The sequence below is a fragment of the Azoarcus sp. CIB genome (assembly GCF_001190925.1).
Lineage (GTDB): Bacteria > Pseudomonadota > Gammaproteobacteria > Burkholderiales > Rhodocyclaceae > Aromatoleum.
On sequence record NZ_CP011072.1, the window covers coordinates 422,571 to 445,181 of the forward strand.

22 protein-coding genes are annotated in these 22,611 nt (G+C 68.3%); 13 read left to right on the plus strand and 9 right to left on the minus strand.

Going from position 1 to position 22,611, the window contains the following annotated elements:
* Positions 1 to 83 precede the first annotated feature (83 nt).
* From AzCIB_RS01700 to AzCIB_RS01710, 3 genes are read left to right on the plus strand one after another with little or no spacing between them, the layout of a single operon-like run.
* Positions 84 to 1,121 (plus strand): branched-chain amino acid ABC transporter permease, encoded by a 1,038-nt coding sequence (locus tag AzCIB_RS01700; protein WP_050414303.1) that lies wholly within the window; start codon positions 84 to 86, stop codon positions 1,119 to 1,121.
* Entirely contained in the window at positions 1,118 to 2,920 is a 1,803-nt protein-coding gene (locus AzCIB_RS01705; protein WP_050414304.1) for a branched-chain amino acid ABC transporter ATP-binding protein/permease, read from the plus strand. Before AzCIB_RS01700 ends, AzCIB_RS01705 begins: the two co-directional genes overlap by 4 nt.
* Positions 2,917 to 3,738: an ABC transporter ATP-binding protein gene (locus tag AzCIB_RS01710; RefSeq protein ID WP_232299333.1), complete on the plus strand. Its 822-nt coding sequence runs from the start codon at positions 2,917 to 2,919 to the stop codon at positions 3,736 to 3,738. Before AzCIB_RS01705 ends, AzCIB_RS01710 begins: the two co-directional genes overlap by 4 nt.
* A 186-nt stretch (positions 3,739 to 3,924) precedes the next feature.
* On the opposite strand, the gene AzCIB_RS01715 is transcribed toward AzCIB_RS01710, so the two are convergent.
* Positions 3,925 to 4,839 (minus strand): DMT family transporter, encoded by a 915-nt coding sequence (locus AzCIB_RS01715; RefSeq protein WP_050414305.1) that lies wholly within the window; start codon positions 4,837 to 4,839, stop codon positions 3,925 to 3,927.
* 101 nt (positions 4,840 to 4,940) lie between these two features.
* Here AzCIB_RS01715 and AzCIB_RS01720 point away from each other — a divergent pair, with 101 nt between their 5' ends.
* From AzCIB_RS01720 to AzCIB_RS24025, 5 genes are all read left to right on the plus strand, one after another.
* A complete protein-coding gene (locus AzCIB_RS01720) occupies positions 4,941 to 5,798 on the plus strand; it encodes a LysR family transcriptional regulator (protein ID WP_050414306.1) in 858 nt (285 codons plus the stop codon).
* Between the two features lies 1 nt (position 5,799).
* Positions 5,800 to 7,395 carry an ATP-binding protein gene (locus AzCIB_RS01725; protein WP_050414307.1) on the plus strand — a complete coding sequence of 532 codons (1,596 nt, stop codon included), beginning with the start codon at positions 5,800 to 5,802 and terminating at the stop codon, positions 7,393 to 7,395.
* 2 nt (positions 7,396 to 7,397) lie between these two features.
* Entirely contained in the window at positions 7,398 to 8,018 is a 621-nt protein-coding gene (locus tag AzCIB_RS01730; protein WP_050414308.1) for a response regulator transcription factor, read from the plus strand.
* A 133-nt stretch (positions 8,019 to 8,151) separates the two neighbouring features.
* On the plus strand, positions 8,152 to 9,411 hold the full coding sequence (locus AzCIB_RS01735) for a putative Na+/H+ antiporter (RefSeq protein WP_050414309.1): 1,260 nt from the start codon (positions 8,152 to 8,154) through the stop codon (positions 9,409 to 9,411).
* An 11-nt stretch (positions 9,412 to 9,422) separates the two neighbouring features.
* Positions 9,423 to 9,596 carry a hypothetical protein gene (locus AzCIB_RS24025; protein WP_157058406.1) on the plus strand — a complete coding sequence of 58 codons (174 nt, stop codon included), beginning with the start codon at positions 9,423 to 9,425 and terminating at the stop codon, positions 9,594 to 9,596.
* Between the two features lie 12 nt (positions 9,597 to 9,608).
* Here the strand turns inward: AzCIB_RS24025 and AzCIB_RS01740 are convergent, their stop codons facing one another.
* Positions 9,609 to 10,127: an O-acetyl-ADP-ribose deacetylase gene (locus AzCIB_RS01740; RefSeq protein WP_050414310.1), complete on the minus strand. Its 519-nt coding sequence runs from the start codon at positions 10,125 to 10,127 to the stop codon at positions 9,609 to 9,611.
* 232 nt (positions 10,128 to 10,359) lie between these two features.
* On the opposite strand from AzCIB_RS01740, the gene AzCIB_RS01745 reads away from it, so the two are divergent.
* Both AzCIB_RS01745 and AzCIB_RS01750 read left to right on the plus strand, forming a co-directional pair.
* Positions 10,360 to 10,632 carry a PepSY domain-containing protein gene (locus tag AzCIB_RS01745; protein WP_198149598.1) on the plus strand — a complete coding sequence of 91 codons (273 nt, stop codon included), beginning with the start codon at positions 10,360 to 10,362 and terminating at the stop codon, positions 10,630 to 10,632.
* 23 nt (positions 10,633 to 10,655) lie between these two features.
* Entirely contained in the window at positions 10,656 to 11,177 is a 522-nt protein-coding gene (locus AzCIB_RS01750; RefSeq protein ID WP_050414311.1) for a cytochrome b/b6 domain-containing protein, read from the plus strand.
* 74 nt (positions 11,178 to 11,251) lie between these two features.
* On the opposite strand, the gene AzCIB_RS01755 is transcribed toward AzCIB_RS01750, so the two are convergent.
* On the minus strand, positions 11,252 to 12,766 hold the full coding sequence (locus AzCIB_RS01755) for a CoA-acylating methylmalonate-semialdehyde dehydrogenase (protein WP_286130881.1): 1,515 nt from the start codon (positions 12,764 to 12,766) through the stop codon (positions 11,252 to 11,254).
* A gap of 18 nt (positions 12,767 to 12,784) precedes the next feature.
* Positions 12,785 to 14,092: an omega-aminotransferase AptA gene (aptA, locus tag AzCIB_RS01760; RefSeq protein ID WP_050414313.1), complete on the minus strand. Its 1,308-nt coding sequence runs from the start codon at positions 14,090 to 14,092 to the stop codon at positions 12,785 to 12,787.
* 102 nt (positions 14,093 to 14,194) lie between these two features.
* Here aptA and AzCIB_RS01765 point away from each other — a divergent pair, with 102 nt between their 5' ends.
* The 3 genes from AzCIB_RS01765 to AzCIB_RS01775 all read left to right on the plus strand — a co-directional run bounded on the left by AzCIB_RS01765 (position 14,195) and on the right by AzCIB_RS01775 (position 17,446).
* Complete coding sequence (locus AzCIB_RS01765; protein WP_050414314.1) at positions 14,195 to 15,130, plus strand: LysR family transcriptional regulator; 936 nt, start codon at positions 14,195 to 14,197, stop codon at positions 15,128 to 15,130.
* A gap of 269 nt (positions 15,131 to 15,399) precedes the next feature.
* Positions 15,400 to 15,675, plus strand: coding sequence for an HU family DNA-binding protein (locus AzCIB_RS01770; protein WP_050414315.1), 276 nt, complete (start codon positions 15,400 to 15,402; stop codon positions 15,673 to 15,675).
* A 454-nt stretch (positions 15,676 to 16,129) separates the two neighbouring features.
* Positions 16,130 to 17,446, plus strand: a complete 1,317-nt coding sequence (locus tag AzCIB_RS01775; protein WP_050414316.1) for a DEAD/DEAH box helicase — start codon at positions 16,130 to 16,132, stop codon at positions 17,444 to 17,446.
* A 443-nt stretch (positions 17,447 to 17,889) separates the two neighbouring features.
* Here the strand turns inward: AzCIB_RS01775 and nusB are convergent, their stop codons facing one another.
* The 5 genes from nusB to dsbD form a co-directional block, all read right to left on the minus strand.
* A complete protein-coding gene (nusB, locus tag AzCIB_RS01785) occupies positions 17,890 to 18,336 on the minus strand; it encodes a transcription antitermination factor NusB (protein ID WP_050414318.1) in 447 nt (148 codons plus the stop codon).
* Positions 18,333 to 18,803: a 6,7-dimethyl-8-ribityllumazine synthase gene (gene ribH, locus AzCIB_RS01790; RefSeq protein WP_050414319.1), complete on the minus strand. Its 471-nt coding sequence runs from the start codon at positions 18,801 to 18,803 to the stop codon at positions 18,333 to 18,335. The genes nusB and ribH overlap by 4 nt, the downstream gene beginning before the upstream one ends.
* Positions 18,804 to 18,878: 75 nt before the next feature.
* Positions 18,879 to 19,967, minus strand: a complete 1,089-nt coding sequence (ribBA, locus tag AzCIB_RS01795; protein WP_050414320.1) for a bifunctional 3,4-dihydroxy-2-butanone-4-phosphate synthase/GTP cyclohydrolase II — start codon at positions 19,965 to 19,967, stop codon at positions 18,879 to 18,881.
* On the minus strand, positions 19,964 to 20,569 hold the full coding sequence (locus AzCIB_RS01800; protein WP_050414321.1) for a riboflavin synthase: 606 nt from the start codon (positions 20,567 to 20,569) through the stop codon (positions 19,964 to 19,966). Before AzCIB_RS01800 ends, ribBA begins: the two co-directional genes overlap by 4 nt.
* A 113-nt stretch (positions 20,570 to 20,682) precedes the next feature.
* Positions 20,683 to 22,524 (minus strand): protein-disulfide reductase DsbD, encoded by a 1,842-nt coding sequence (dsbD, locus tag AzCIB_RS01805; protein WP_157058407.1) that lies wholly within the window; start codon positions 22,522 to 22,524, stop codon positions 20,683 to 20,685.
* Positions 22,525 to 22,611 lie beyond the last annotated feature (87 nt).

The window sequence follows — 22,611 nt, forward strand, 5'->3', positions numbered from 1 at the left end:
TCGCCCCGCGCCGCGCGGGGCATTCATTCGTTGCTGAAAGAGTCGGGAGCGGCCTGCGCCGCTCCCGATAGCGGGGTTCGTCCATGGATTTCCAGATAGCGCTGTTGCTCGCACAGGACGGCATCACCAACGGTGCGATCTACGCGCTGCTCGCGCTCGCGCTGGTGTTGGTGTTTGCCGTGACGCGGGTGATCTTCATTCCGCAGGGGGAGTTCGTCGCCTATGGCGCGCTGACTCTCGTCATGATCCAGGCCGGCACGGTACCGGCGACGCTGTGGCTCTTGCTCGGCGCGGGCGTGCTCGCCGCGGCGGTCGATGCGCGCGGCGCGCTGCATAGCGGCCAGAAGGGGCGCCTCGCGGGCGTGCTGGCGTGGAACGTCGGCTACCCCGCGCTGCTCGCGGCGCTGCTGTACGGGCTGCCGCTCACGACCCTCGCGCTGCCGCTGCAGGTGCTGCTGGCGCTCCTCGTGGTGGTGCCGATGGGCCCGCTGATGTACCGCCTGATCTACCAGCCGATCGCCGCCGCCCCGGTCCTGATCCTCTTGATCGTCTCGGTCGCGGTGCATGTGGGCATGGTCGGCCTCGGGCTGCTGTTCTTCGGCGCCGAGGGTTCCCGCACCCCGGCCTTCTCGGAGGCGCGCTTCGAGCTTGGGCCGATGCTGGTGAACGGCCAGACGATCTGGGTCATCGCCGCCTCGGTCGTGCTCATCGTCGCGCTCTACCTGTTCTTCGGCCGCACGATCTACGGCAAGGCGCTGCGCGCGACCGCGATGAACCGCAACGGCGCGCGCCTGATGGGCATCTCGCCCGCGCTCGCCGGGCGCCTCACCTTCCTGCTCGCGGCGCTCATCGGGGCGCTCTCGGGCGTGCTGATCGCCCCGATCACCACCATCTACTACGACACCGGCTTCCTCATCGGCTTGAAGGGCTTCGTGGCCGCCATCGTCGGCGGACTCGCCAGCTACCCGATCGCCGCCGCCGGCGCCGTGCTCGTCGGCCTGCTCGAAGCCTTCAGCTCCTTCTGGGCCAGCGCCTACAAGGAAGTCATCGTGTTCACGCTCATCATCCCGGTGCTCTTGTGGCGTTCGTTCACCAGCCACCACGTGGAGGAAGAGGAATGAAGCCCGCACTGTCCGCCCGGTCCGTCCTGGGCAGCTTCCTCGCGCTGCTGCTGGTGGCGCCGCTCGTGATGCCGCCCTTCTACGTCACGTTGCTCAACTACATCGGCCTGTATGCGCTGGTCGCCCTCGGCCTCGTGCTGCTCACCGGCGTCGGCGGCCTCACGAGCTTCGGCCAGGCCGCCTTCGTGGGCCTCGGCGCCTACACCACCGCGGTGCTCACCACCGCCACGGAACTGCCCGCGTGGCTCGCGTGGGCGGGCGGCTCGCCGTGGCTGGCCCTATTCGTCGGCCTGGCGTTCACCGCCACCGTCGCGTTCGTCCTCGGCTCGCTCACGCTGCGCCTGTCGGGCCACTACCTGCCGCTGGGCACCATCGCGTGGGGCATCAGCCTGTACTTCCTCTTCGGCACCCTCGAAACGCTGGGCGGCCATACGGGCCTTACCGGCATCCCGCCGATCGCGATCTTCGGGTTCGAGCTCACCGACGGCAGCCAGATCTTCTACCTCATCTGGGCCTTCCTGCTCTTGGCGGTGTTCACCACCCAGAACCTGCTCGACTCGCGCGAAGGCCGCGCGATCCGCGCCTTGAAGGGCGGCATGGTGATGGCCGAGGCGATGGGGGTGGATACCGCGCGCGCGCGCATGGTGATCTTCGTCATCGCCGCACTCCACGCCTGCGCCTCGGGCTGGCTCTACGCGCACATGCAGCGCTTCGTGAACCCCACCCCCTTTGGACTCCACATCGGCATCGAGTACCTGTTCATGGCGGTGGTCGGCGGCGCCGGCCAGGTGTGGGGCGCGCTCCTCGGCGCGGGCGTCATCACCATCGCCAAGCAGTGGCTGCAGGACATCCTGCCCCGCATCTTCGGCCAGAGCGGCAACTTCGAGGTGATCTTCTTCGGCCTGATGATGATCATCATCCTGCAGCGCGCGCGCGAAGGCCTGTGGCCCTTGTTCGCCCGCTTCGTGCCGGTGAAGGCGACCCAACGCACGCTCGATGCCGCGGCCGAGCCGCTGCCGAGAAAGCCGCTGCCCGCGCGCGGGGACGTGATCCTCGAAGCGAAGGAGGTCACGCGCAAGTTCGGTGGTCTCGTCGCCAACAACGCCATGAGCCTCACCGTCAAGGCGGGCGAGATCCTCGCGCTGATCGGCCCCAACGGCGCGGGCAAAAGCACCATGTTCAACCAGATCTCGGGCGTCGACACCCCGACCTCGGGCGACGTGCTGTTCCTCGGCAAACCGGTCGCCGGGCGCGGCTCGCGCGCGATCGCCCGCATGGGCATGAGCCGCACCTTCCAGCACGTGAAGCTGCTGCCCACCATGAGCGTGCTCGAGAACGTCGCCATCGGCGCGCACATGCGCGGCGACAAGGGCGTGTTCCCCGCCGCATGGCGCCTCGACCGCGCCGAGGAAGCGCGGCTCTTGAACGAAGCCGCGCGCCAGATCGAGCGCGTGGGCCTCGCCGAGCACATGTTCGACGCCGCCGGCAGCCTCGCGCTGGGCCAGCAGCGCATCCTCGAGATCGCCCGCGCACTGGCCGCCGACCCCTGCCTGCTGCTCCTGGACGAGCCGGCCGCGGGCCTGCGCTTCAAGGAGAAGCAGGCGCTCGCCGAGCTCCTCAGGAAGCTCCGGGGCGAAGGCATGGGCATCCTGCTGGTCGAACACGACATGGACTTCGTCATGGGCCTCGTCGATCGCGTCGTCGTGATGGAGTTCGGCCAGAAGATCGCCGAGGGCCTGCCCGAGGAAGTGCAGCAGAACCCCGCGGTGCTCGAAGCCTATCTCGGAGGTGTGGAATGAACGGCATGAGCGTGGAGATCAACGTGATCGGGCAGACGGTCGACGAGGCTGGCAAAAGCGCGCCCGGCACCCCGCGCACGGTGCTCGAGGTGCGCGACCTGTGTGTCGCCTACGGCAAGGTGGAGGCCTTGTCGAACGCCAACCTGCGCGTCGGCGAAGGGCAGATCGTCACCGTGATCGGCCCCAACGGCGCGGGCAAGACGACCATGCTGTCGGCGATCATGGGCCTGTTGGAGTCGCGCGGGCAGGTCACCTTCGACGGCGAGGCCGAGTACGTGCCGCGGGTGGAGCGCATGGTCGCGCGCGGCATGAACCTCGTCCCGGAAAAACGCGAGCTCTTCGCCGAGATGAGCGTCGAGGACAACCTGCTGCTGGGCGCCTTCCAGCGCTACCGCATGGGCAAGCGCGATCACGCCGAGACGATGGAAGAGGTGTATCACCTCTTCCCGCGCCTCAAGGAGCGCAAGGCGCAGCTCGCCGGCACGCTCTCCGGTGGCGAGCGCCAGATGCTCGCGGTGGGCCGCGCGCTGATGGCCAAGCCGAAGCTGCTGATGCTCGATGAACCGAGCCTGGGCCTCGCCCCGCTGATCGTGCGCGAGATATTCCGCATCATCGGCGAGCTGCGCCGGCGCGGGGTGTCGATCCTGCTGGTGGAGCAGAACGCGCGCGCGGCGCTGCAGGTCGCGGACTACGCGTATGTGCTGGAGACCGGCGAGATCTCGATGGAAGGCCCGGCCAAGCAGCTCGCCGATGATCCGCGGGTGATCGAGGCGTATCTGGGGCTGGGTGGGAAGCACCAGGCCATGTTGTCGACCTGAGATTAGGGCGCGCGTCGGCGCGCGCGTTCGTCGCGGGTGCCAATTAGTAGGTTCCTTCCCCTTCAAGGGGAAGGACAGGATGGGGATGGGTTTCTTTCAGGCGCTTCGGAGTCCACCCATCCCCACCCCAGCCCTCCCCTTGAAGGGGAGGGAGCTTTGCCGTGTCAATTCAGGTGCAACACGACGCTAATGCGTTGCCGGGCAGGCGCCCGGAACCAGGCGCGCAATGGGCCGCGCCGCGACGAAGGCTCCGAACGACACGCACACCAGCCCCGCCAGCAACCAGCCGGTCAGCTCCTCGCCGAGCAGCGGTGCCGCGGCGACACCGGCGAGCACCGGCACCAGCGCGATCAGCGCGCCGACGCGTTCGGCGCCGAGCTTCTCGACCGCCTTCAGGAACAGCAGCATCGCGACGATGGTCGCCCCGACGCCCTGGTACAGGCCCTGCAGCACGAGCGTGGACATCGGCACCGCGTCGAGCTGCTTGGGCAGCCACAGCAGGTACACCGGCAGGTAGATCAGCGCCGAGCTGAAGGCCACGAACCGCGTCAGCAACCACGGATGGAAGCCCCAGCGCTTCGCGAGCACGCTGTAGAAGGCCCATGCGAGCGCGGACGACAGAATCAGCGCGTCGCCCACCAGCATCGCCGTCGACCAGGCGCTGCCGGCCAGGTAGGACTGGGCGGCGAAACCCACCCCCAGCGCGATGAAGGCGAGCCCGAAGGCGCGTTCGCGCGGCATGCGCTGGCGCGTCAGCAGCCACGCGACGGCGGCGACGAGGAAGGGCTGCATCCCCGGCAGCAGGATGCCGCCGTGCGCGGCCGGCACCAGCTTGAAGCCCGCATACACGAGCACGCCGTACAGCAGGCCGCCGATCATGCCCAGCGTCCACAGGCGCGCATCGCGCCACGACCCGCGCGGCAGGCTGCCCGCGAAAGGCAGCAGCAGCAGGGCGGCGACGCCCAGGCGCAGCGCGAGGATGTCGTGGCCGGTCAGCGCGCTCTTGCCGCCGAGGCGCGAGACGAGGATGAAGCCCGTCCAGATCGCTACGGTGCCGGCGGCGGCGAGGTAGCCGATGGTCTGGTCCCGTCCGGTACTCATGGGTTGCTCCCGAATGCTGTTGGTACGGCTGCCACGATAAGGCTGGACAATGTTCGCGTAAAATGAATAATTCTGATTCGAAGCATTCCTGAGAGAGAATCATGGACCTCGACGACCTGACCATCTTCCGCGCCGTGGTGCGCGAGGGCGGCATCACGCGCGCGGCCGAGAAGCTGCATCGCGTGCAGTCCAACGTCACCACGCGCATTCGTCAGCTCGAGGGCAAGCTGGGCGTCGAGCTCTTCATCCGCGAGGGGCGGCGCCTGATCGTGTCGCCCTCCGGGCGCGTGCTGCTCGACTACGCCGACCGCCTGCTCGCGCTCGCCGACGAGGCGCGCGCCGCGGTCAGTGACGGCACGCCGCGCGGCCGGCTGCGCTTCGGCTCGATGGAGAGCACCGCGGCGGCACGCCTGCCGGCGCTGCTCGCGCGCTTCCACGCGCAGTACCCGGAGGTGCAGCTGGAGCTGCGCACCGGCCCGACCGGTCCGCTGATCGCCGAGGTCATCGACGGCCAACTCGAATGCGCGCTCGTCAGCGGGCCGGTCGAGGACGTGCGCGTCGCCAGCGTGCCGGCCTTTGACGAGGAGCTCGTGCTCGTCGCGCCCGCGGGCCACCCGGCGATCGCCTCGCCGCGCGACCTGCGCGCACGCACGCTGCTCACGTTCGAGCCCGGCTGCGCCTATCGCCAGCGCCTGCAGGCCTGGCTCGCGTCGGGCGAGGTCGTGCCCGAACGCGTCGTCGAGCTCGCGTCCTATCACGCGATGATCGGCTGCGTCGCGTCCGGCATGGGCGTTGCGCTGGTGCCGCGCAGCCTGCTCGCGATGCTGCCGGTCGAGGACAGCGTGTCGATCCATGTGTTGCCGCCCGAGTTCGCACTCGCGCGCACCGTGCTGATCCACCGCCGCGGCGCGCCTGGCCCGACGGTGCGGGCGCTGGCCGAACTGATCGGGCGCGGCTGAGATGCTCCCTTCCCTTTTCGGCCGGGCTTCCGTGCCCGCGCCGTCCGTCGGCGCGTTGCGGCATCCGTGGCTGCTGGCGCTGGCTTTCGGCATCGCCTACCTGCTGCTCGACCGCGCGAGCTACCTGTACCCGATGGCGGACTTCAAGGTCACGCCGTGGAACCCGCAGCCCAGCCTCGCGATCGCCTTCCTGATGGTGCTCGGGTGGCGCTGGCTGTGGGCCGTGCTCGTGTCGGTCGTGGTCGCGGAGATGACGATCCGCGATGTCGCCTCGCCCGTCGCGGCCTTCCTGATCGCGCTGGTGCTCTCGCTCGGCTACGCGGCGATCGCGGCGACGCTTCAGGGGCGGTTCCACGTCGCGGTGGCGCTGCGCCAGCGCAGCGACGTGTTGCGCCTGTTTGCCGTCGTCGCCGGTGGCAGCCTGCTGATCGGCGCGGCCTACGTCGCCGCGGTCGCGCTGCTGGGCGGCACTTCCCGTGGCATGGCCGAGGCGTGGCTGCGCTTCTGGATCGGCGACACGGTGGGCATCGTCGTGTCCCTGCCGCTGATCCTGATGATGCTCGACGCGTCGCGCCGCGCGCAGGTCGCGCTGCTGCTGCGCAACCGCGAGGTGGTGCTGCAACTGGGCGCGATTCTCGCGAGCCTGTGGATCGTGTTCGCGTTGCCGGACGCCCAGCGCTTCAATTATTTCTACGTCCTCTTCCTGCCGCTGGTGTGGATCGCCGCGCGCCACGGCATGGCCGGCACGGCTCCGGCGATGATCCTGCTGCAGGTCGGCGTGATCATCGTCATGGAGGCGTCGGGCATCAGCTCGCTGGGCGTGTTCGAACTGCAGGCGCTGCTGCTTGCGCTCGCGATGACGGGTTACTTCGTGGCCGTCACGGTCGACGAGCGCCAGCGTATCTCCGACGACCTGCGCCGCACCCTCAAGCTCGCCGCCGCCGGCGAGATGGCCGCGGCGATCACGCACGAGCTCAACCAGCCGCTGACGGCGCTGAACAACTATGCGCGCGCCTGCCGGCTGATCCTGGAGTCCGACTCGCCGGCCGCGCACGCGAACCTGCCCGACACCCTCGATCGCATCTCCGCCGAGGCGCGCCGTGCGGGCGACGTGATCCGCCGCCTGCGCGACCTCTTCAAGGGCGGCGTCGAAGGGCGCGAGCCGGTCGATGTCGGCGCCGTCGCCGTCGCGATGGTCGATGCCTTCCGCGGCCATGCGGGCCGCATCCACTTCCGCCTCGATCGGCCCGCGCTGCCCGCAGTGGTGCTGGCCGATCGCGTGCAGATCGAACTCGTGCTGCGCAACCTGCTGCAGAATGCCGTCGACGCGCTGGCGGGCCTGCCGGACGGCACGATCAGCCTGCGGCTGCGTGCGGACGACGATGAACTGCGCGTGGACGTCGAGGATACCGGGCCCGGCGTTCCGGCAGACCGGGTACTGAGCGTGTTCGAGCCCTTCGCGTCCGATAAGATCAATGGCATGGGCGTGGGCCTGCCGATGAGCCGCGCGATCGTCGAGTCGCACGGCGGACGACTGGTCGCGGAGCCGGGGCCGGGCGGCCGCGTCCATTTCACGCTGCCACGACTGAAGGGCTGAGCATGGACAACGACCAACGCCTGTGCGTGTTTCTGATCGACGATGACGCCTCGGTGCGCGATTCCTTGTCGCTGCTGCTGGGCATCCGCGGCTACGCGACGCGCGTGTTCGACAGCGCCGACGCCTTCCTGCACGCCGCGGGCGAGGGCGGCGACGCGTGGGCCGGCTGCGTGCTCACCGACATCCGCATGCCCGGCCTGTCCGGCCTCGACCTGCAGCGCGTCGCCGCCGAGCGCTGCATGCCGCTGCCCTTCGTCGTGATGAGCGCGCACGGTGACGCGGCCGTCGCGCGCCAGGCCTTCCGCCAGGCCGCGATCGACTTCCTCGAAAAGCCCTTCGACGATGCCGACCTCTTCGCCGCGATCGAGCAGGCCTTCGCGCGCGAACGCGAACGCCTCGCCGCCGTGCGGCGCGAACACACGGTCAGCGGGCGTCTCGCCGCGCTCACCGAGCGCGAGCGCGAAGTGTGCGACCTGATGGTGCAGGGCCTGTCGAACCACGAGATCGCTGCGCGCCTGGGCATCAGCCATCGCACTGCGCAGGTGCATCGCGGCCGCGTGATGCAGAAGATGGAAGCCGAGTCGCTCGCCGCCCTGATCGCCGCCTGCCGCGAGGCCTCCTGACGCACGCCGCAGGCGCACGGATACGCCGATCCGCGTACGCGCGCTGTCCAATTTTCCGCTGCGCGCCCTGTCGGTAAGCTCCCGTTGTGCAGGGCTTTTCCTGCGCGACCTTCCTCCAGGGAGCGCACGACCCATGAGCGAGGCGACACCCGTACAGCTGCTGGCAGCTGGCCTGTTCGCAGTGGCCATCATCCATACCTTCTCGACCAAATTCTTCGAGCAGCTGGCGCACCGCCACCCGGCGCATGCGGGCGTATTCCACCTGCTCGGCGAAGTCGAAGTCGTGTTCGGCTTCTGGGCGATGGTGCTGATCGTCGCGATGGGCGTGCTCGCCGGGCGGACCGACGCGATCGCCTACCTCGACAGCCGCAACTTCACCGAGCCGATGTTCGTGTTCGCGATCATGGTGATCGCCGGCAGCCGTCCGATCCTGCGCTTCTCACTCGCGCTCGTGCGCACGGCGGCGAACTTCCTGCCGCTGCACCCGAACGTCGCGTTCTACTTCATCACGATGGCGATGGTGCCGCTGCTCGGCTCCTTCATCACCGAGCCGGCGGCGATGACGCTCGCGGCGCTGATCCTGCGCGACAAGTTCTTCGCCCACGGCATCTCCAACCGCCTCAAGTACGCGACGATCGGCACGCTCTTCGTCAACATCTCGATCGGTGGAACCCTCACGCCCTTCGCCGCGCCGCCGGTGCTAATGGTCGCCGGCACCTGGGGCTGGGACATCTGGTTCATGATCGCGACCTTCGGCTGGAAGGCGCTGATCGCGGTCTTGTTCAACGCCCTCGTGATTACGGCGGTGTTCCGTCAGGAGATCGCCGCGCTCGACACCGGCGCCGCGAAGAGCGGCGAGCGCATGCCGGTGCTCATGGTCGTGATCCACCTGCTGTTCCTCGCCGGCGTCGTCGCCTTCGCCCACCACCCAGCAGTGTTCATGGGCCTGCTGCTGTTCTTCCTCGGCTTCGCGACCGCCTACAAGCGCCACCAGGACCGCCTGATCCTGCGCGAAGGTCTGCTCGTCGCCTTCTTCCTCGCCGGGCTGGTCGTGCTTGGCGGGCAGCAGCAGTGGTGGCTGCAGCCCGTGCTCACGGGCATGGACGCGACGACCGTGTATTTCGGTGCGACCGCACTGACGGCATTCACCGACAACGCCGCGCTCACCTACCTCGGCTCGCTGGTGGAGGGCCTGTCGCCGGAATTCAAGTACGCGCTGGTGGCCGGCGCGGTGACCGGCGGCGGCCTCACCATCATCGCCAACGCGCCCAACCCGGCGGGCTTCGCGATCCTGCGCGGGCATTTCCCCGACGAAGCGATCCACCCGATCGGCCTGCTGCTGTCCGCGCTGCCGCCGACCCTGGTCGCGATCGTCGCCTTCCAGGTCCTGTAAGGAAGACCGCCATGAGCACGTTCGACGAAATCCTGCAGTGGTTCGAGACCCTGCCCGCGAGCTTCGCCTTCCTGCTCGCGCTGCCCTTCGTGATCGCCTTCGTCAGCCTGCTCAAGGACGCGGTAGAGCGACGCAGCAGCAAGGCAGGGCGCCGCGGCCGCCACGCCGAGCCGAAGATCCTGTAGGCGGGTCGCCCCTCAGGCGGGCGCTGCGCCGAGCAGCGCCTCGTACTGCGCGAGGTCGCCCGCCGAGAAGCAACAGAAGATCACCTCGGCGATCGTCGGCAAGGCTGCGACGCCCTCGCGCACGGTCGCCACCGCGATGCGCGCCGCCTCGTCCTTCGGGTAGCCATAGACGCCGGTGCTGATTCCCGGAAACGCCACCGTCGCCGCGCCGTTTTCTGCCGCCACTTCGAGCGCGCGCAGGTAGCACGACGCCAGCAGCGCCGGCTCGCCGCGCGTGCCGCCGTGCCACACCGGGCCCACGGTGTGGATCACGAAGCGCGCCGGCAAGCGGTAGCCCTGCGTCAGCTTCGCCTCGCCGGTCGGGCAGCCGCCCAGCGCGCGGCATTCGTTGAGCAGTTCCGGCCCCGCCGCGCGGTGGATCGCCCCGTCCACGCCGCCTCCACCCAGTAGCGAGGAATTCGCGGCGTTGACGATGGCATCGACGGGCAAGGTCGTGATGTCGGCCTGCAGCGCACGGAGGGTGGCGGTCATGGTCGGTCTCCTGTCATTCCGGCGGGGCGGTGATGAGCCAAGCCTAGCTTCCTCCCGGCATTGACTGCAATACGGAACCGTCTCCCTGCGCGCAACATCGCACTGTGAAGCGAGCTGTAACACTTGCCGTACGGAATCTTGAACCCGTGTTCACGGAACGTTCACATGCCGACCCCGAAAATGGCTGCCGTGTCATATCGACATGCCGTTCAAATTTTTCAGGAGTTCAAGCATGAAAATTCGTCACCTCGTCACCGCTGCCATGACCCTCAGCATCGGGACCGCCGCGTTCGCCGGCCCGCAATGCACCGAGGCGCCGAAGTCGTCCTGGCTCACCGAAGACGCGATGAAGCAGAAGATCGCCACCGACGGCTATACGATCGACAAGTTCAAGGTCACGTCCGGCAATTGCTACGAGATCTACGGCAAGGACAAGGAAGGGAAGAAGGCCGAGGTGTACTTCAATCCGGTCGACGGCAACGTCGTGAAGGCCAAGCAGGGCTGACGCGCGCAGCGCGGGAGTCGGCCATGAGCAGCGAACGTATCCGCGTCTGGGACCTTCCCGTGCGCGTGTTCCACTGGGGACTGGTGGCGATGTTCGCCACCGCCTGGTTCACGTCGGAGGATGCCGAGGCGCCACACCACTGGGCCGGCTACGTCGCCCTCGGCCTGCTCGCCTTCCGCATCGCGTGGGGCTTCGTCGGCAGCCCGCACGCGCGCTTCGCGGACTTCGTGCCGCGCGCCGCGGTGCTGCGCGACTATGTCGGCAAGCTGCTGCGCGGCCGCGAGCCGCGCCACCTCGGCCACAACCCGGCCGCGGCGGTGATGATCCTGTTGCTGATGGCGATGGTCGCCCTGATCGGCGCCACCGGCTGGCTCATGACCACCGACTGGGGCTGGGGCAGCGAGGTCCTCGAGGAACTTCACGAGGGCGCCGTCAATATCACCCTGCTGGCGGTCGCCGTGCACGTCGCGGCGGCGATCTTCGAAAGCGTGCGCCACCGCGAGAACCTCGTGCGCGCGATGGTCACCGGCTACAAGCGCCGCTGACGCGCAACACGGCCTCAAGGAATACGGGCGGTGCCGGAAAGGATTCCGGCGCCGCCCGTATTTTTTGCGGCGCGTCAGCCGTTGCTCGGGAACGCGAACTGCGCCTTCTCGATGCCGGCCACCGCCCAGCGCTGCGTCATCGTCTTGCGCCGCGTGTAGAAGCGCACCGCGTCCGGCCCGTAGGCGTACAGGTCGCCGAACAGCGAGCGCTTCCAGCCGCCGAAGCTCTGGCACGCCACCGGTACCGGCAGCGGCACGTTCACGCCCACCATGCCGACCTGCACGGTGTCGGTAAAATGCCGCGCGACCGCGCCGTCGCGCGTGAACACGCAGGTGCCGTTGCCGAACTCGTGCGCGTCGATGAGGCGGATCGCCTCGTCGAGGCTGCGCACGCGCACGACTGCGAGCACGGGGCCGAAGATCTCCTCGCGATACACGCGCATCGACGGCTGCACGTGGTCGAACAGCGTGCCGCCGAGGAAGAAGCCCTTCTCGTGACCGGGCACCTTCAGCGTGCGTCCATCGACGACGAGCTGCGCCCCTTCCTCGGCGCCGAGGTCGATGTAGCTCCTCACCTTGTCACGGTGCGGCCCGGTCACCAGCGGACCCATGTCCAGCCCGCGTTCCTTGCCGTTGCCGATCCTGAGCTCCTCGACCTTGGGCTTGAGGCGCGTGACCAGTTCGTCGCCCACCGCGTCGCCGACCGCGACGATCACCGAGATCGCCATGCAGCGCTCGCCGCAGGAGCCGTAGGCCGCGCCCATGATCGCGTTGACCGCGTTGTCGAGGTCCGCGTCGGGCATCACCACCGCGTGGTTCTTCGCCCCACCCAACGCCTGCACGCGCTTGCCGTGCGCGGTGCCGGTCGAGTAGATGTATTCGGCGATGGGCGTCGAGCCGACGAAGCTCACCGCCTGCACGCGCGGGTCGGTCAGGAGCGTGTCGACCGCCTCCTTGTCGCCATTGACCACGTTGAACACGCCCGCCGGCAGGCCCGCCTCGGTCAGCAGTTCCGCGAGGATCAGCGACGTCGCCGGATCCTTCTCCGAGGGTTTCAGCACGAAGGTGTTGCCGCAGGCGATCGCCATCGGGAACATCCACATCGGCACCATCGCCGGGAAGTTGAACGGCGTGATGCCCGCGACGACGCCCAGCGGCGGGAATTCCGACCACGAATCGATGTCCGGCCCGACGTCGCGGCTGTGCTCGCCCTTCAGGAACTCGGGCGCCCCGCACGCGTATTCGACGACCTCGATGCCGCGCGCGAGCTCACCGTGCGCGTCCTCCCATACCTTGCCGTGCTCCTCGACGATCGCCGCGACGACGCGGTCGGCATTGCGCTCGAGCAGCTCCTTGAACTTGAACAGCACGCGCGCGCGCTTGAGCGGCGGCGTCTTGCGCCACGCCGGGAAGGCCGCGGCCGCGGCGGCGATCGCCTGCTCGACGGTCGCCTTGGAGGCCATCGCCACCTGCCGCACGGCGTGGCCGAGGGCCGGGTTGAAGACGGGCTGAGTGCGATTGTCGTCAGTGACGCGCGCGCCGGCGATGTAGTGTCCCAAGGTTTCCATTTTGCGGGCTGTCTCTCTCATTGATGTCTTGTCAGGGTGTCAGGCGATGTTGCGCAGCGCCTGCCGCACGGTGTCGAAAATACGGCCCAGCTCGTCGGGCGTCGAATCGAGGAAGGGCGAGAACTGCAGCACGTCGCCGCCGTTGCGGATCACCACGCCGGCCTCGAAGCACTTCAGGAACACCTCGAAGCCGCGCGCACCGACCGCTCCCGGGCGCGGCGCGAGTTCGATGCCGCCCATCAGGCCGACGTTGCGGATGTCGACGACCTTCGCCTCGTCACGCAGCGAATGGATCATTTCCTCGAAGATCGGTTCCACGGTGCGGGCGCGCGCGAAACTGTCCTCCTCGCGGTAGGCGGCGAGCGTCGCTAGTCCCGCGGCCGCCGCGAGCGGGTGGCCGGAGTAGGTGTAGCCGTGGAAGAGCTCGACGACGTGCTCGGGCCCCTGCATCAACGCGTCATAGACGCCGTCGCGCACGATCACCGCGCCCATCGGCACGACGCCGTTGGTGAGCCCCTTCGCGGTCGTGATGATGTCCGGCGTGACGCCGAAGCGCGCCGCGGCGAAGGGCGCGCCGACACGCCCGAAGGCGGTGATTACCTCGTCGAAGATCAGCAGGATGCCGTACTTGTCGCAGATCTCGCGCAGGCGCTGCAGGTAGCCGATCGGCGGCACGAGGATGCCGGTCGAGCCCGCGACCGGCTCGACGATCACCGCGGCGATGTTGGAGGCGTCGTGCAGCGCGCACAGGCGCTCGAGGTCGTCCGCGAGCTGCGCGCCCCAAGCGGGCTGGCCTTTCGAGAACGCCATGTCGGCGGCGCTATATGTATGGCGGATGTGATCGACGCCCGGCAGCAGCGCCGCGCTGAACACCTTGCGGTTGCCGGGAATGCCGCCCACCGACAGACCGCCGAAGTTCACGCCGTGGTAGCCGCGCTCGCGCCCGATCAGCCGCGTGCGCTGGCCTTCGCCGCGGGCGCGGTGATAGGCGAGCGCGATTTTCAACGCCGTGTCAGCCGATTCCGAACCGGAGTTCGTGAAGAACACCTTGCCCATGCCTTCGGGCGCCAGCGCGGCGACCTCGCGCGCGAGCGCGATCGCCTTGTCGTTGGTGACCTGGAAACCCATCGCGTAATCGAGGGTGGCGACCTGCTCCTGCACCGCCGCGACGATCTTCGGATGGCAGTGGCCGAGGCCGGAGGTCCACAACCCCGAGAAGCCGTCGAGCAATTGCCGCCCGTCGTCCGTCGTGTAGTAGTGGCCGCGCGCGCCGGTAATCACGCGGGGCGAATTCCAGAACGCGCGGTTCGCGGTGAAGGGCAGCCAGAAGGCCTGATCGTGGGACATGCGGAGCTCCTTGTGGGGTCGCGACCATCCTACGGAGACTCTTGCGTGCATGAAACGACAAGATTCGTACGCAAGGTTTCGGATCAGTGAAACAATGTCTGCATGAAAGCCCGTGCCCTCCTTGCCAGCCTCGCCGAAGCCGACCTGCGCCTGCTGCGCGTGTTCATCGCCATCGCCGAATCCGGCGGCCTCGCGGCGGCCGAGCTGCGCCTCAACATCAGCCGCTCGGTGATCAGCCGCCACCTCAAGGATCTCGAAGTGCGCCTCGGCGTGCGCCTGTGCGAGCGCGGTCGTGCCGGTTTCGCGCTGACCGAGGAAGGCCAGGTCGTGCTCGACGCGGCACGACGCCTGCTCGCGCAGATCGAGCAGTTCCGTGGCGAAGTGGCCGAGCTGCACGCAGGCATGCGCGGCGAACTCAAGCTCGTGATGTTCGACAAGATCGTATCCAACCCCGGCTGCCGCCTCGCCGACGCGATCGCGGCCTTCGGCGCCGAGGCCCCCGCGGTGACGCTCGACGTGTTCGTCGCCGGCAGTAGCGAGATCGAGAAGGGCCTCCTCGAAGGGCGCTTCCACGTCGCCGTCCATCCCTTCCACCGCGCGAGCGACAGCTTCACCTCGGTGCATCTGTTCGACGAATTCCTGCCGCTCTACGCCTCGCCGCGCCATCCGCTGCTCGCCGGAGGGCGCATGCCGTCGGACGACGAACTGCGCCGCGCGGCCTTCGTCGGCCTCGGCTATCACTCGCCGAACATGGAAAGCTTCTGGCGCCTGGGCCTGCAGCCGGCCGCGCGCGCCTTCGAGCAGGAGGCGAGCGTGCTGCTGATCCGCTCGGGGCGCTACGTCGGCTTCCTGCCGGACCACTATGCGCAGGCCTTCGAGGCGCGTGGCGAAATCGTGCGCATTCCGTCGGAAACCCTGCGCTACTCGTGCGAATGGCAGGTCTCGATCGCGCGCACGCCCCGTCCCGGACGCGTCGCGCGGCGCTTCATGGAGATTCTCGTCGCGCTGCATGGCCCTGAAACGGCCGATAGCGCCTGAATTCGACGGGGCAGCGTGGAATTTTTGCGGGTTTTGCGCCGAAAACGTCGCTCGCGCGGAAACGCCCACCGGACGGCTTGTGCCGCGTTCGGTGTTTGCCCTGATTTCCAATTCGCCACAAGGCAGCCGAAAATGTGTCCATGGCATCGAAACATGCTTTGGAATTTGTATCGTTGACGCCGATGAATGCCCCGCAAGCCGCGACAATGCTAGAATCCGGCCGTTAGATGTGCAGCACCGAACAACTCACACACCAATCGAGGTAAAGCATGAACAAAGGTGAATTCGTCGAAGCCCTGGCTGACCGTCTGGATGTTTCGCGCGCTCAGGCCGACCGTGCCCTGTCCGCCGTGCTGGACATCATCGCCGAGCGCATGGCCGCGGGCGAGAAAGTGTCGTTCACGGGCTTCGGCTCCTTTGAGGTGTCCGAGCGCGCCGAGCGTACCGGCCGCAACCCGCAGACCGGCGCGTCGATCAAGATCGCCGCTTCGCGCGTGCCGAAGTTCTCGGCCGGCGCGACGCTGAAGGGCGCCGTGAACGGCTGATCCAGCCGTCTCGCACCGAAGTGAAGAGGGCCCGACGCCGGCAGGCGTCGGGCCTTTTGATTTTCTGCTATCCCGGAACTGCAAAATCGGCTACCATTGCGCTCGTTGTGCAATGCAGCAGTCGGTTTATCTTCAGGTCTTAACTCGCGGAACAGGATTCCGCGGACCCAGCCGAGGGACTGTATCCACAGCCCCATCGCCCCCGACCCTCCCGTCGAACTCCTCTCGTTCTCCTGATCGATAGGCATCGCGAATGCCGGTTGGTGCCGATGCGCGGTCGCATCCGTCGTCCAAGTTTTTGCCCTTGTGCGACGGTATCCGACCGGCCCAAGCCCATCGCGCGCTTGCCGCCACCGCGTCCCCCGTGGACGGTGCGATGCCTTTTCATTGGCCCGGTAAACCGGGCCGGATCCCGTTGCGACCACCCGTCGCCGCGGAAATACAGGAAGAACCCATGACGTTCAACGAACTCGGCCTCAACGAACTGCTGCTGAAGGCCATCGAAACCACCGGCTACACCGTTCCGTCCGACGTACAGATGCAGGCGATCCCCGCCGCGCTGTCCGGCGCCGACCTGATGGTGTCGTCGCATACCGGCAGCGGCAAGACCGCCGCCTTCACGCTGCCCACCCTCAGCCGCCTCGTCGATCGCAAGCCCGCACCCGGTGCCGGCCCGCGCGTGCTGGTGCTGACCCCGACGCGTGAACTGGCGCAGCAGGTGGAGAAGGCCGTCAAGACCTACGGTCGCAACCTGCGCTGGCTCAACACTGCCTGCCTCGTCGGCGGTGCGCCCTTCTTCGCCCAGGTGAAGCAGCTGTCGCGTCCGGTCGACGTCGTCGTCGCCACGCCGGGCCGCCTGATCGACCACCTGACCCGCCGCAAGATCAAGCTGTCGGACGTCGAAGTCCTGATTCTCGATGAAGCCGACCGCATGCTCGACATGGGCTTCGTCGAAGACATCGAAACCATCGTCGCCGCGACCCCCGCGAGCCGCCAGACCCTGCTGTTCTCGGCGACGCTCGACGGCGTGGTCGGCAATCTCGCGAGCAAGCTGCAGCGCAACCCGCAGCGCATCGAGATCGCCGCGACGGTCGAAAACCGCGGCAACATCGAGCAGCGCCTGATGATGGCCGACAACCTCGTGCACAAGACCCGTCTGCTCGAGTCGCTGCTCGGCGGCGAGGGGCGTCAGCAGGCCGTCGTGTTCACCGCGACCAAGCGCAGCGCCGAAGAAGTGTCGCTGTCGCTGCAGGAAAAGGGCTTCTCGGCGGCCGCGCTGCACGGTGACATGCACCAGACCGCGCGTAACCGCACGCTCGACAAGCTGCGCCAGGGCCGTATCGACGTGCTCGTCGCGACCGACGTCGCCGCGCGCGGCATCGACGTCGCCGGCATCAGCCACGTCATCAACTTCGACCCGCCGCGTCAGGTCGAGGACTACGTGCACCGTATCGGCCGCACCGGCCGTGCCGGCCGCGACGGCATCGCGATCACGATGTCGGGCCCCCGCGAGATGGGCATCATCCGCGCGATCGAACGCTTCACCGGCACGCGCCTCGACGTGCACACCATCGCCGGTCTCGAACCGACGCTGCGTCCGACTTCGCCGCGTCGCCCGGCGGGCGGTGGCGGTGGCAAGCCGGGCTTCGGCAGCGGTCGTCCGTCCAGCGGTTCGTCGTGGAGCCGCGATTCGCGCGACGCGCGTCCGAGCGCCGGCAAGGGCTGGTCGGCAGAAGGTCCGGGCAGCAACCGTGGCGGCGAGCGCAGCTAGCGCCCCGCGCGAAGAGCGTCCCGGCTTTGGCCGCAGCGAACCGCGCAGCTTCGGCGATCGCGCTGCCTTTCCGCGCGACGACCGCGCTCCCCGCCGCGAGGGCTCGCGCGACGGTGCCCGTTTCGGCGGTGACCGTCCGGAGGGCGCCCGCCGTCCGCGTCCGGCTTTTCGTGACTGAGTGATGCCAGCCCCCGCGCGAGCGGGGGCGCAATCACCGGGAAGGCCCGGGTCGTGCAGCGATGCACGCCTGGGCCTTTTTCATTGGTGCGCGTTCGGGGCCAAAATTGCACAACTTGACGCACACGACTGAAGGCGCGATTAGCAGGTTCCTTCCCCTTCAAGGGGAAGGACAGGATGGGGATGGGTTTCTTGCAGGCGCTGCGGAATCCACCCATCCCCACCCCAGCCCTCCCCTTGAAGGGGAGGGAGCTACTGCTACTAGCTCAGGACTTCGCGTCCTTCGCGGCGTTCACCTCGACCGCGCGCAGCTTGGCCGCGAGCTTGTCGAGCACGCCGTTCACGAAGCGGTGGCCTTCGGTGCCGCCGTAGCTCTTCGCGAGCTCGATCGCCTCGTTGATGATCACGCGGTAAGGCGTGTCGAGGCCGATCTTCAGCTCGTGCGTCGCGAGCAGCAGGATCGCGCGCTCGACCGGCGAGAGCTCCTCGACGGAACGGTGGATGAAGGGGACGAACTCCTCCTGCAGCGACTCGACGTTCGCGAGCGTGCCGCGCAAGAGGCTCACGAAGAGTTCGCGGTCGGCCTTGTCGAAGCCGGTGACCTGGGCGATGTGCTCCTCGATCAACGGGACCGAGTTGCCCGACAGCAGCCACTGGTAGATGCCCTGGAGGGCGAATTCGCGTGCGCGGCGACGTGCCGCTTTGCCGCTCATTTGAGCATCCGCAGCAGGCGCGCCATCTCGATCGCGGTGCGGGCGCAGTCGCTGCCCTTTTCCTGCATCCGCGCGAGGGCCTGGTCGTCGTCCTCGGTCGTGAGCACGCCGTTGGCGATCGGCATGCCGGAGTCGAGGCCGATGCGGTTGATGCCTGCGCCCATCTCGTTCGACACCAGCTCGAAGTGGTAGGTCTCGCCGCGGATCACCGCGCCGAGCGCGATCAGCGCGTCGTAGCGGCCGCTGCGTGCCATGGCCTGCAGCGTGAGCGGAATTTCCAGCGCGCCGGGGACGGTCGCGATGCGGATCAGGTCGGGTGCGACGCCGAGGCGCTGCAGCTCGGCGGTGCAGGCCGACAGCAGGCCTTCGCACACGTCCTGGTTGAAGCGGCTCATGACGATGCCGATGCGCAGGCCGTGGCCGCTCAGATCGGGCTCGAATTCGGGAATGTTGTCGTAACGGGCCATGTTCGGTTCTTTCGAAAGCGGAAAAGCCGGAAATCCGCAGGACTTCCGGCGCGGTAAAGCGTCGAGGGTACCACCTCAGGCCGGATCGACGAAGCCCGTGATCTCGAGGCCGAAGCCGGCCATGCTCGGAATTTTGCGCGGGCTGGAGAGCAGCCGCATCTTGCCGACCTTGAGATCGCGCAGGATCTGGGCGCCGACGCCGAACAGGCGCGCGTCCCATTTCGGCGGCTGGTAGCCGTTGCCGGTCAGGCTCGCGAGCAGTTCGCTGCCCGATTGCGGGCGGTACAGCAGCACGATCACGCCTTGCTCGGCCTGCGCGAGGCGGGCGAGCGACTGGTTGACCGGGAAGGTGTGGCGGGCGCTTTCGGCGTCGAGGAAATCGACGACCGAGATCGGCTCATGCACGCGCACGAGGGTCTCGTGCTCTGGGCGGATGTCGCCCTTGGACATCGCGAAATGCACCTCGCCGGTGGTCTTGTCCTCGAACGCGTAGAGGCGGAAGCGGCCGTGCGGGGTGTCGACGTCCTTTTCGGCGACGCGCTCGATCAGGTGCTCGTTCGACGAACGGTACTGGATCAGGTCGCGGATCGCGCCGATCTTGAGGCCGTGCTCCTTGGCGAACTCGACGAGATCGGGCAGGCGCGCCATCGTGCCGTCGTCCTTGAGGATCTCGCAGATCACCGCGGCCGGTTCGAGCCCGGCGAGGGCGGCGAGGTCGCAGCCGGCTTCGGTGTGGCCGGCGCGGATCAGCACGCCGCCGTTCTGCGCCATCAGCGGGAAGATGTGGCCGGGCTGGACGATGTCGGTCGCCTTGGCGTTGCGCGCGACGGCGGCTTCCACGGTGCGCGAGCGGTCGTGCGCCGAGATGCCGGTGGTGACGCCCTCGGCGGCCTCGATCGAGGTCGTGAAGGCGGTGCCGTGCGGCGAGCGGTTGTCGCGCACCATCAGCTGCAGGCCCAGCTGTTTGCAGCGCGCTTCGGTGAGCGTCAGGCAGATCAGGCCGCGGCCGTACTTGGCCATGAAGTTGATCGCCTCGGGCGTGACGTGTTCGCCGGCGAGCACGAGGTCGCCCTCGTTTTCGCGGTCTTCCTCGTCGACCAGCACGACCATGCGGCCGGCGCGGATTTCCTCGACGATTTCGGTGATGGGGGACAGTGCGGTCATTGTGCGGATTCCTCGCGCCATGCGAGCAGGCGTTCGCAGTAGCGGGCGATCAGGTCGATCTCGAGGTTCACGCGGCTGCCCGCCTCGAGGCGCTTGAGATTGGTCACCGCCACGGTGTGCGGGATCAGGTTGATGGAGAACTCGGTGCCTTCGACGCGATTCACGGTGAGGCTCACGCCGTTCACGGTGATCGAGCCCTTGCGCGCGATGTAGCCGGCGAGTGCGGCCGGGGCGCGGATCACGAGATCGTGGCTTTCGCCTACGGGGACGAAGCGCACGACTTCGCCGACGCCGTCGACGTGGCCGGTGACGAGGTGGCCGCCGAGGCGGTCCGCGAGGCGCAGCGCCTTCTCGAGATTGACCTCGTTGCCCGTCTCGTCGAGGCCGGCCGTGCAGTTGAGGGTCTCGCGCGACACGTCGAACTGCACGCGCGGCGCGTCCAGTGCGATGACGGTGAGGCAGACGCCGCTGTTGGCGATGCTGTCACCGAGCTGCACGTCGGAGAGGTCGAGGTCGGCCACGTTGACCGTCAGGCGGACGCCGTCCTGCAGGGGGTCGATGCGTTCGATTCGGCCGCAGGCGGCCACGATTCCGGAGAACATTTCTTGTGGGCGGGCGAGTGGTGGAGCGCCAATTGTAGGCGAATTGCAACCAAAAGCGATCGGCAAGCAAAAGCGATCGGTTCGCCGCTCTTCTCTTTCTTGGGCTCGCGCCCTCAGCGCAGCGCGCGGTCGAGCACTTCGCCGAAGGGCTCCGCCTGCATGAAGCCGACGACGCGCAGGCCGTCGCGTTCCTTGCCGGCAGGGTCGAAGAAGATCGTGCCCGGCGGCCCGAACAGGTTGAAGCGCTTGAGCAGCGCCTTGTCGTCGTCGTTGTTGGCGGTTACGTCGGCCTTCAGCAGCAGCATGCGGCCCATGCGTGCGGCGACGTTCGGGTCGGTGAAGGTGAAGCGCTCCATCTCCTTGCACGAGACGCACCAGTCGGCGTAGAAGTCGAGCATCACCGGACGGTCGGCCGAGGCAAGGCGGGCGTCGAGCTCGGCGATCGAGGCGACCTTCTCGAAGCGCGGCAGCTCGGCCGCGTTCGCAGTCGAGGCCTGTGCGCGCAGCACCGCGAGCGGCTGCAGCGGGTCGCGCGAGCCGGCGAGGGCGCCGATGAGCATCGCCGAGCCGCCGATCAGCAGCACGACGCCGACGCCCTTCCAGAAGCGCTGCCAGCCTTTGGCGTGCGGCGGCAGCGGGTCGAGCGCGTGCAGGAAGATGCCGGAGAACACCAGCAGCGCGGCCCACGCGAGCATGGGCAGCAGCGGCGGCACGACCGGGGTGAGCAGCCACACGGCGACGGCCAGCAGCATCACGCCGAAGGCCTTCTTGACGCCTTCCATCCACGCGCCGGCCCTGGGCAGCACCGAACGGGCGGCGATGCCGATGATGAGCAGCGGGGCGCCCATGCCGAGCGCCATCGCGAACAGTGCCGCGCCGCCGAGCACGGCGTTGCCGGTCTGGGCGATGTAGAGCAGCGCGCCGGCGAGCGGGGCGGCGACGCAGGGGCCGACGATCAGCGCCGACAGCACGCCCATCACCGCGACCCCGCCGAGGTTGCCGCCCTGCTGGTGGCTGGCGGTGGAGGACAGGCGGCTCTGCAGCGCCGACGGCAGCTGCAGCTCGTAGAAGCCGAACATCGACAGCGACAGCAGTACGAACACCAGCGCGAAGGTGCCGAGCACCCAGGCGTTCTGCAGTGCGGCGGCCAGCATCGTGCCGGAGAGGCCCGCGGCGACGCCGGCCGCGGCGTAGGTGACGGCCATGCCCAGCACGTACACCAGCGACAGCACGAAGGCGCGTCCGCGCGAGATCTGATGGCCGTGGCCGACGATGATGCCCGACAGGATGGGGATCATCGGGAACATGCAGGGGGTGAAGGCGAGCAGCAGGCCGAAGCCGAAGAAGCTCAGCAGCACCAGCGGGCCGCTGGCGTCGCGCAGCAGGCCGGCGATGCGTCCGCTCTCGTCGTCGGATACGCCGCTGCCGGCGGTCGCCGCGGCCGTCTGCACGGGTTTGTCGTCGCGCCCGAGCAGGCCGTCGAGGAAGCTGCCACCGGTCTTGACCGGCTTGGCGAGCAGGTCGATGTCGGCGGTCTGTTCGTTGGGCGGATAGCAGATGCCGCCGTCCCAGCAGCCCTGCACGCTGCCGAGCAGGCGGAATTTCGTCGTGCCCTCCGGTGCAGTGACGGGCAGCAGGATCTTCACTTCCTTGCGGTAGGTTTCGACCTGGCCGAAGAAGTCGTCCTTCGTGACCTTGCCCGGCGGGCGCTGCGGTGCGCCGAAGGTGACGGTGTCGGGATCGGCGCGGAAGCGGAACTTGTCGGCGTAGAGGTAATAGTCCCCCGCGATCTTCACGGTGACCTCGACCGTCTGCGGATCGAGCGCCTGCGCGGAGAGCACGAAGGCCTCTTCGGGGCGCATCGGCGTGCCGGTGACAGTAGTGGCGGCATTGGCGGGAACGGACAGCGCGAGCAGGCTGGCGAGGAGGGCGATCAGGGACAGGAGGCGGTGCATGGGGTCGGTCGGCATTGCGCGGTGGCGCGATTGTAGGACGGCTGGGGCGGCTGGCCTTCGATATGGATCAAGACATGCGTCGGGGCA

Excerpts from the sequence above, each read along its gene's own strand:
- AzCIB_RS01700 (WP_050414303.1), top strand. The coding sequence starts at position 84 with ATGGATTTCCAGATAGCGCTGTTGCTCGCACAGGACGGCATCACCAAC.
- AzCIB_RS01705 (WP_050414304.1), top strand. The coding sequence starts at position 1,118 with ATGAAGCCCGCACTGTCCGCCCGGTCCGTCCTGGGCAGCTTCCTCGCG.
- AzCIB_RS01710 (WP_232299333.1), top strand. The coding sequence starts at position 2,917 with ATGAACGGCATGAGCGTGGAGATCAACGTGATCGGGCAGACGGTCGAC.
- AzCIB_RS01715 (WP_050414305.1), bottom strand. The coding sequence starts at position 4,839 with ATGAGTACCGGACGGGACCAGACCATCGGCTACCTCGCCGCCGCCGGC.
- AzCIB_RS01720 (WP_050414306.1), top strand. The coding sequence starts at position 4,941 with ATGGACCTCGACGACCTGACCATCTTCCGCGCCGTGGTGCGCGAGGGC.
- AzCIB_RS01725 (WP_050414307.1), top strand. The coding sequence starts at position 5,800 with ATGCTCCCTTCCCTTTTCGGCCGGGCTTCCGTGCCCGCGCCGTCCGTC.
- AzCIB_RS01730 (WP_050414308.1), top strand. The coding sequence starts at position 7,398 with ATGGACAACGACCAACGCCTGTGCGTGTTTCTGATCGACGATGACGCC.
- AzCIB_RS01735 (WP_050414309.1), top strand. The coding sequence starts at position 8,152 with ATGAGCGAGGCGACACCCGTACAGCTGCTGGCAGCTGGCCTGTTCGCA.
- AzCIB_RS24025 (WP_157058406.1), top strand. The coding sequence starts at position 9,423 with ATGAGCACGTTCGACGAAATCCTGCAGTGGTTCGAGACCCTGCCCGCG.
- AzCIB_RS01740 (WP_050414310.1), bottom strand. The coding sequence starts at position 10,127 with ATGACCGCCACCCTCCGTGCGCTGCAGGCCGACATCACGACCTTGCCC.
- AzCIB_RS01745 (WP_198149598.1), top strand. The coding sequence starts at position 10,360 with ATGAAAATTCGTCACCTCGTCACCGCTGCCATGACCCTCAGCATCGGG.
- AzCIB_RS01750 (WP_050414311.1), top strand. The coding sequence starts at position 10,656 with ATGAGCAGCGAACGTATCCGCGTCTGGGACCTTCCCGTGCGCGTGTTC.
- AzCIB_RS01755 (WP_286130881.1), bottom strand. The coding sequence starts at position 12,766 with ATGAGAGAGACAGCCCGCAAAATGGAAACCTTGGGACACTACATCGCC.
- aptA (WP_050414313.1), bottom strand. The coding sequence starts at position 14,092 with ATGTCCCACGATCAGGCCTTCTGGCTGCCCTTCACCGCGAACCGCGCG.
- AzCIB_RS01765 (WP_050414314.1), top strand. The coding sequence starts at position 14,195 with ATGAAAGCCCGTGCCCTCCTTGCCAGCCTCGCCGAAGCCGACCTGCGC.
- AzCIB_RS01770 (WP_050414315.1), top strand. The coding sequence starts at position 15,400 with ATGAACAAAGGTGAATTCGTCGAAGCCCTGGCTGACCGTCTGGATGTT.
- AzCIB_RS01775 (WP_050414316.1), top strand. The coding sequence starts at position 16,130 with ATGACGTTCAACGAACTCGGCCTCAACGAACTGCTGCTGAAGGCCATC.
- nusB (WP_050414318.1), bottom strand. The coding sequence starts at position 18,336 with ATGAGCGGCAAAGCGGCACGTCGCCGCGCACGCGAATTCGCCCTCCAG.
- ribH (WP_050414319.1), bottom strand. The coding sequence starts at position 18,803 with ATGGCCCGTTACGACAACATTCCCGAATTCGAGCCCGATCTGAGCGGC.
- ribBA (WP_050414320.1), bottom strand. The coding sequence starts at position 19,967 with ATGACCGCACTGTCCCCCATCACCGAAATCGTCGAGGAAATCCGCGCC.
- AzCIB_RS01800 (WP_050414321.1), bottom strand. The coding sequence starts at position 20,569 with ATGTTCTCCGGAATCGTGGCCGCCTGCGGCCGAATCGAACGCATCGAC.
- dsbD (WP_157058407.1), bottom strand. The coding sequence starts at position 22,524 with ATGCACCGCCTCCTGTCCCTGATCGCCCTCCTCGCCAGCCTGCTCGCG.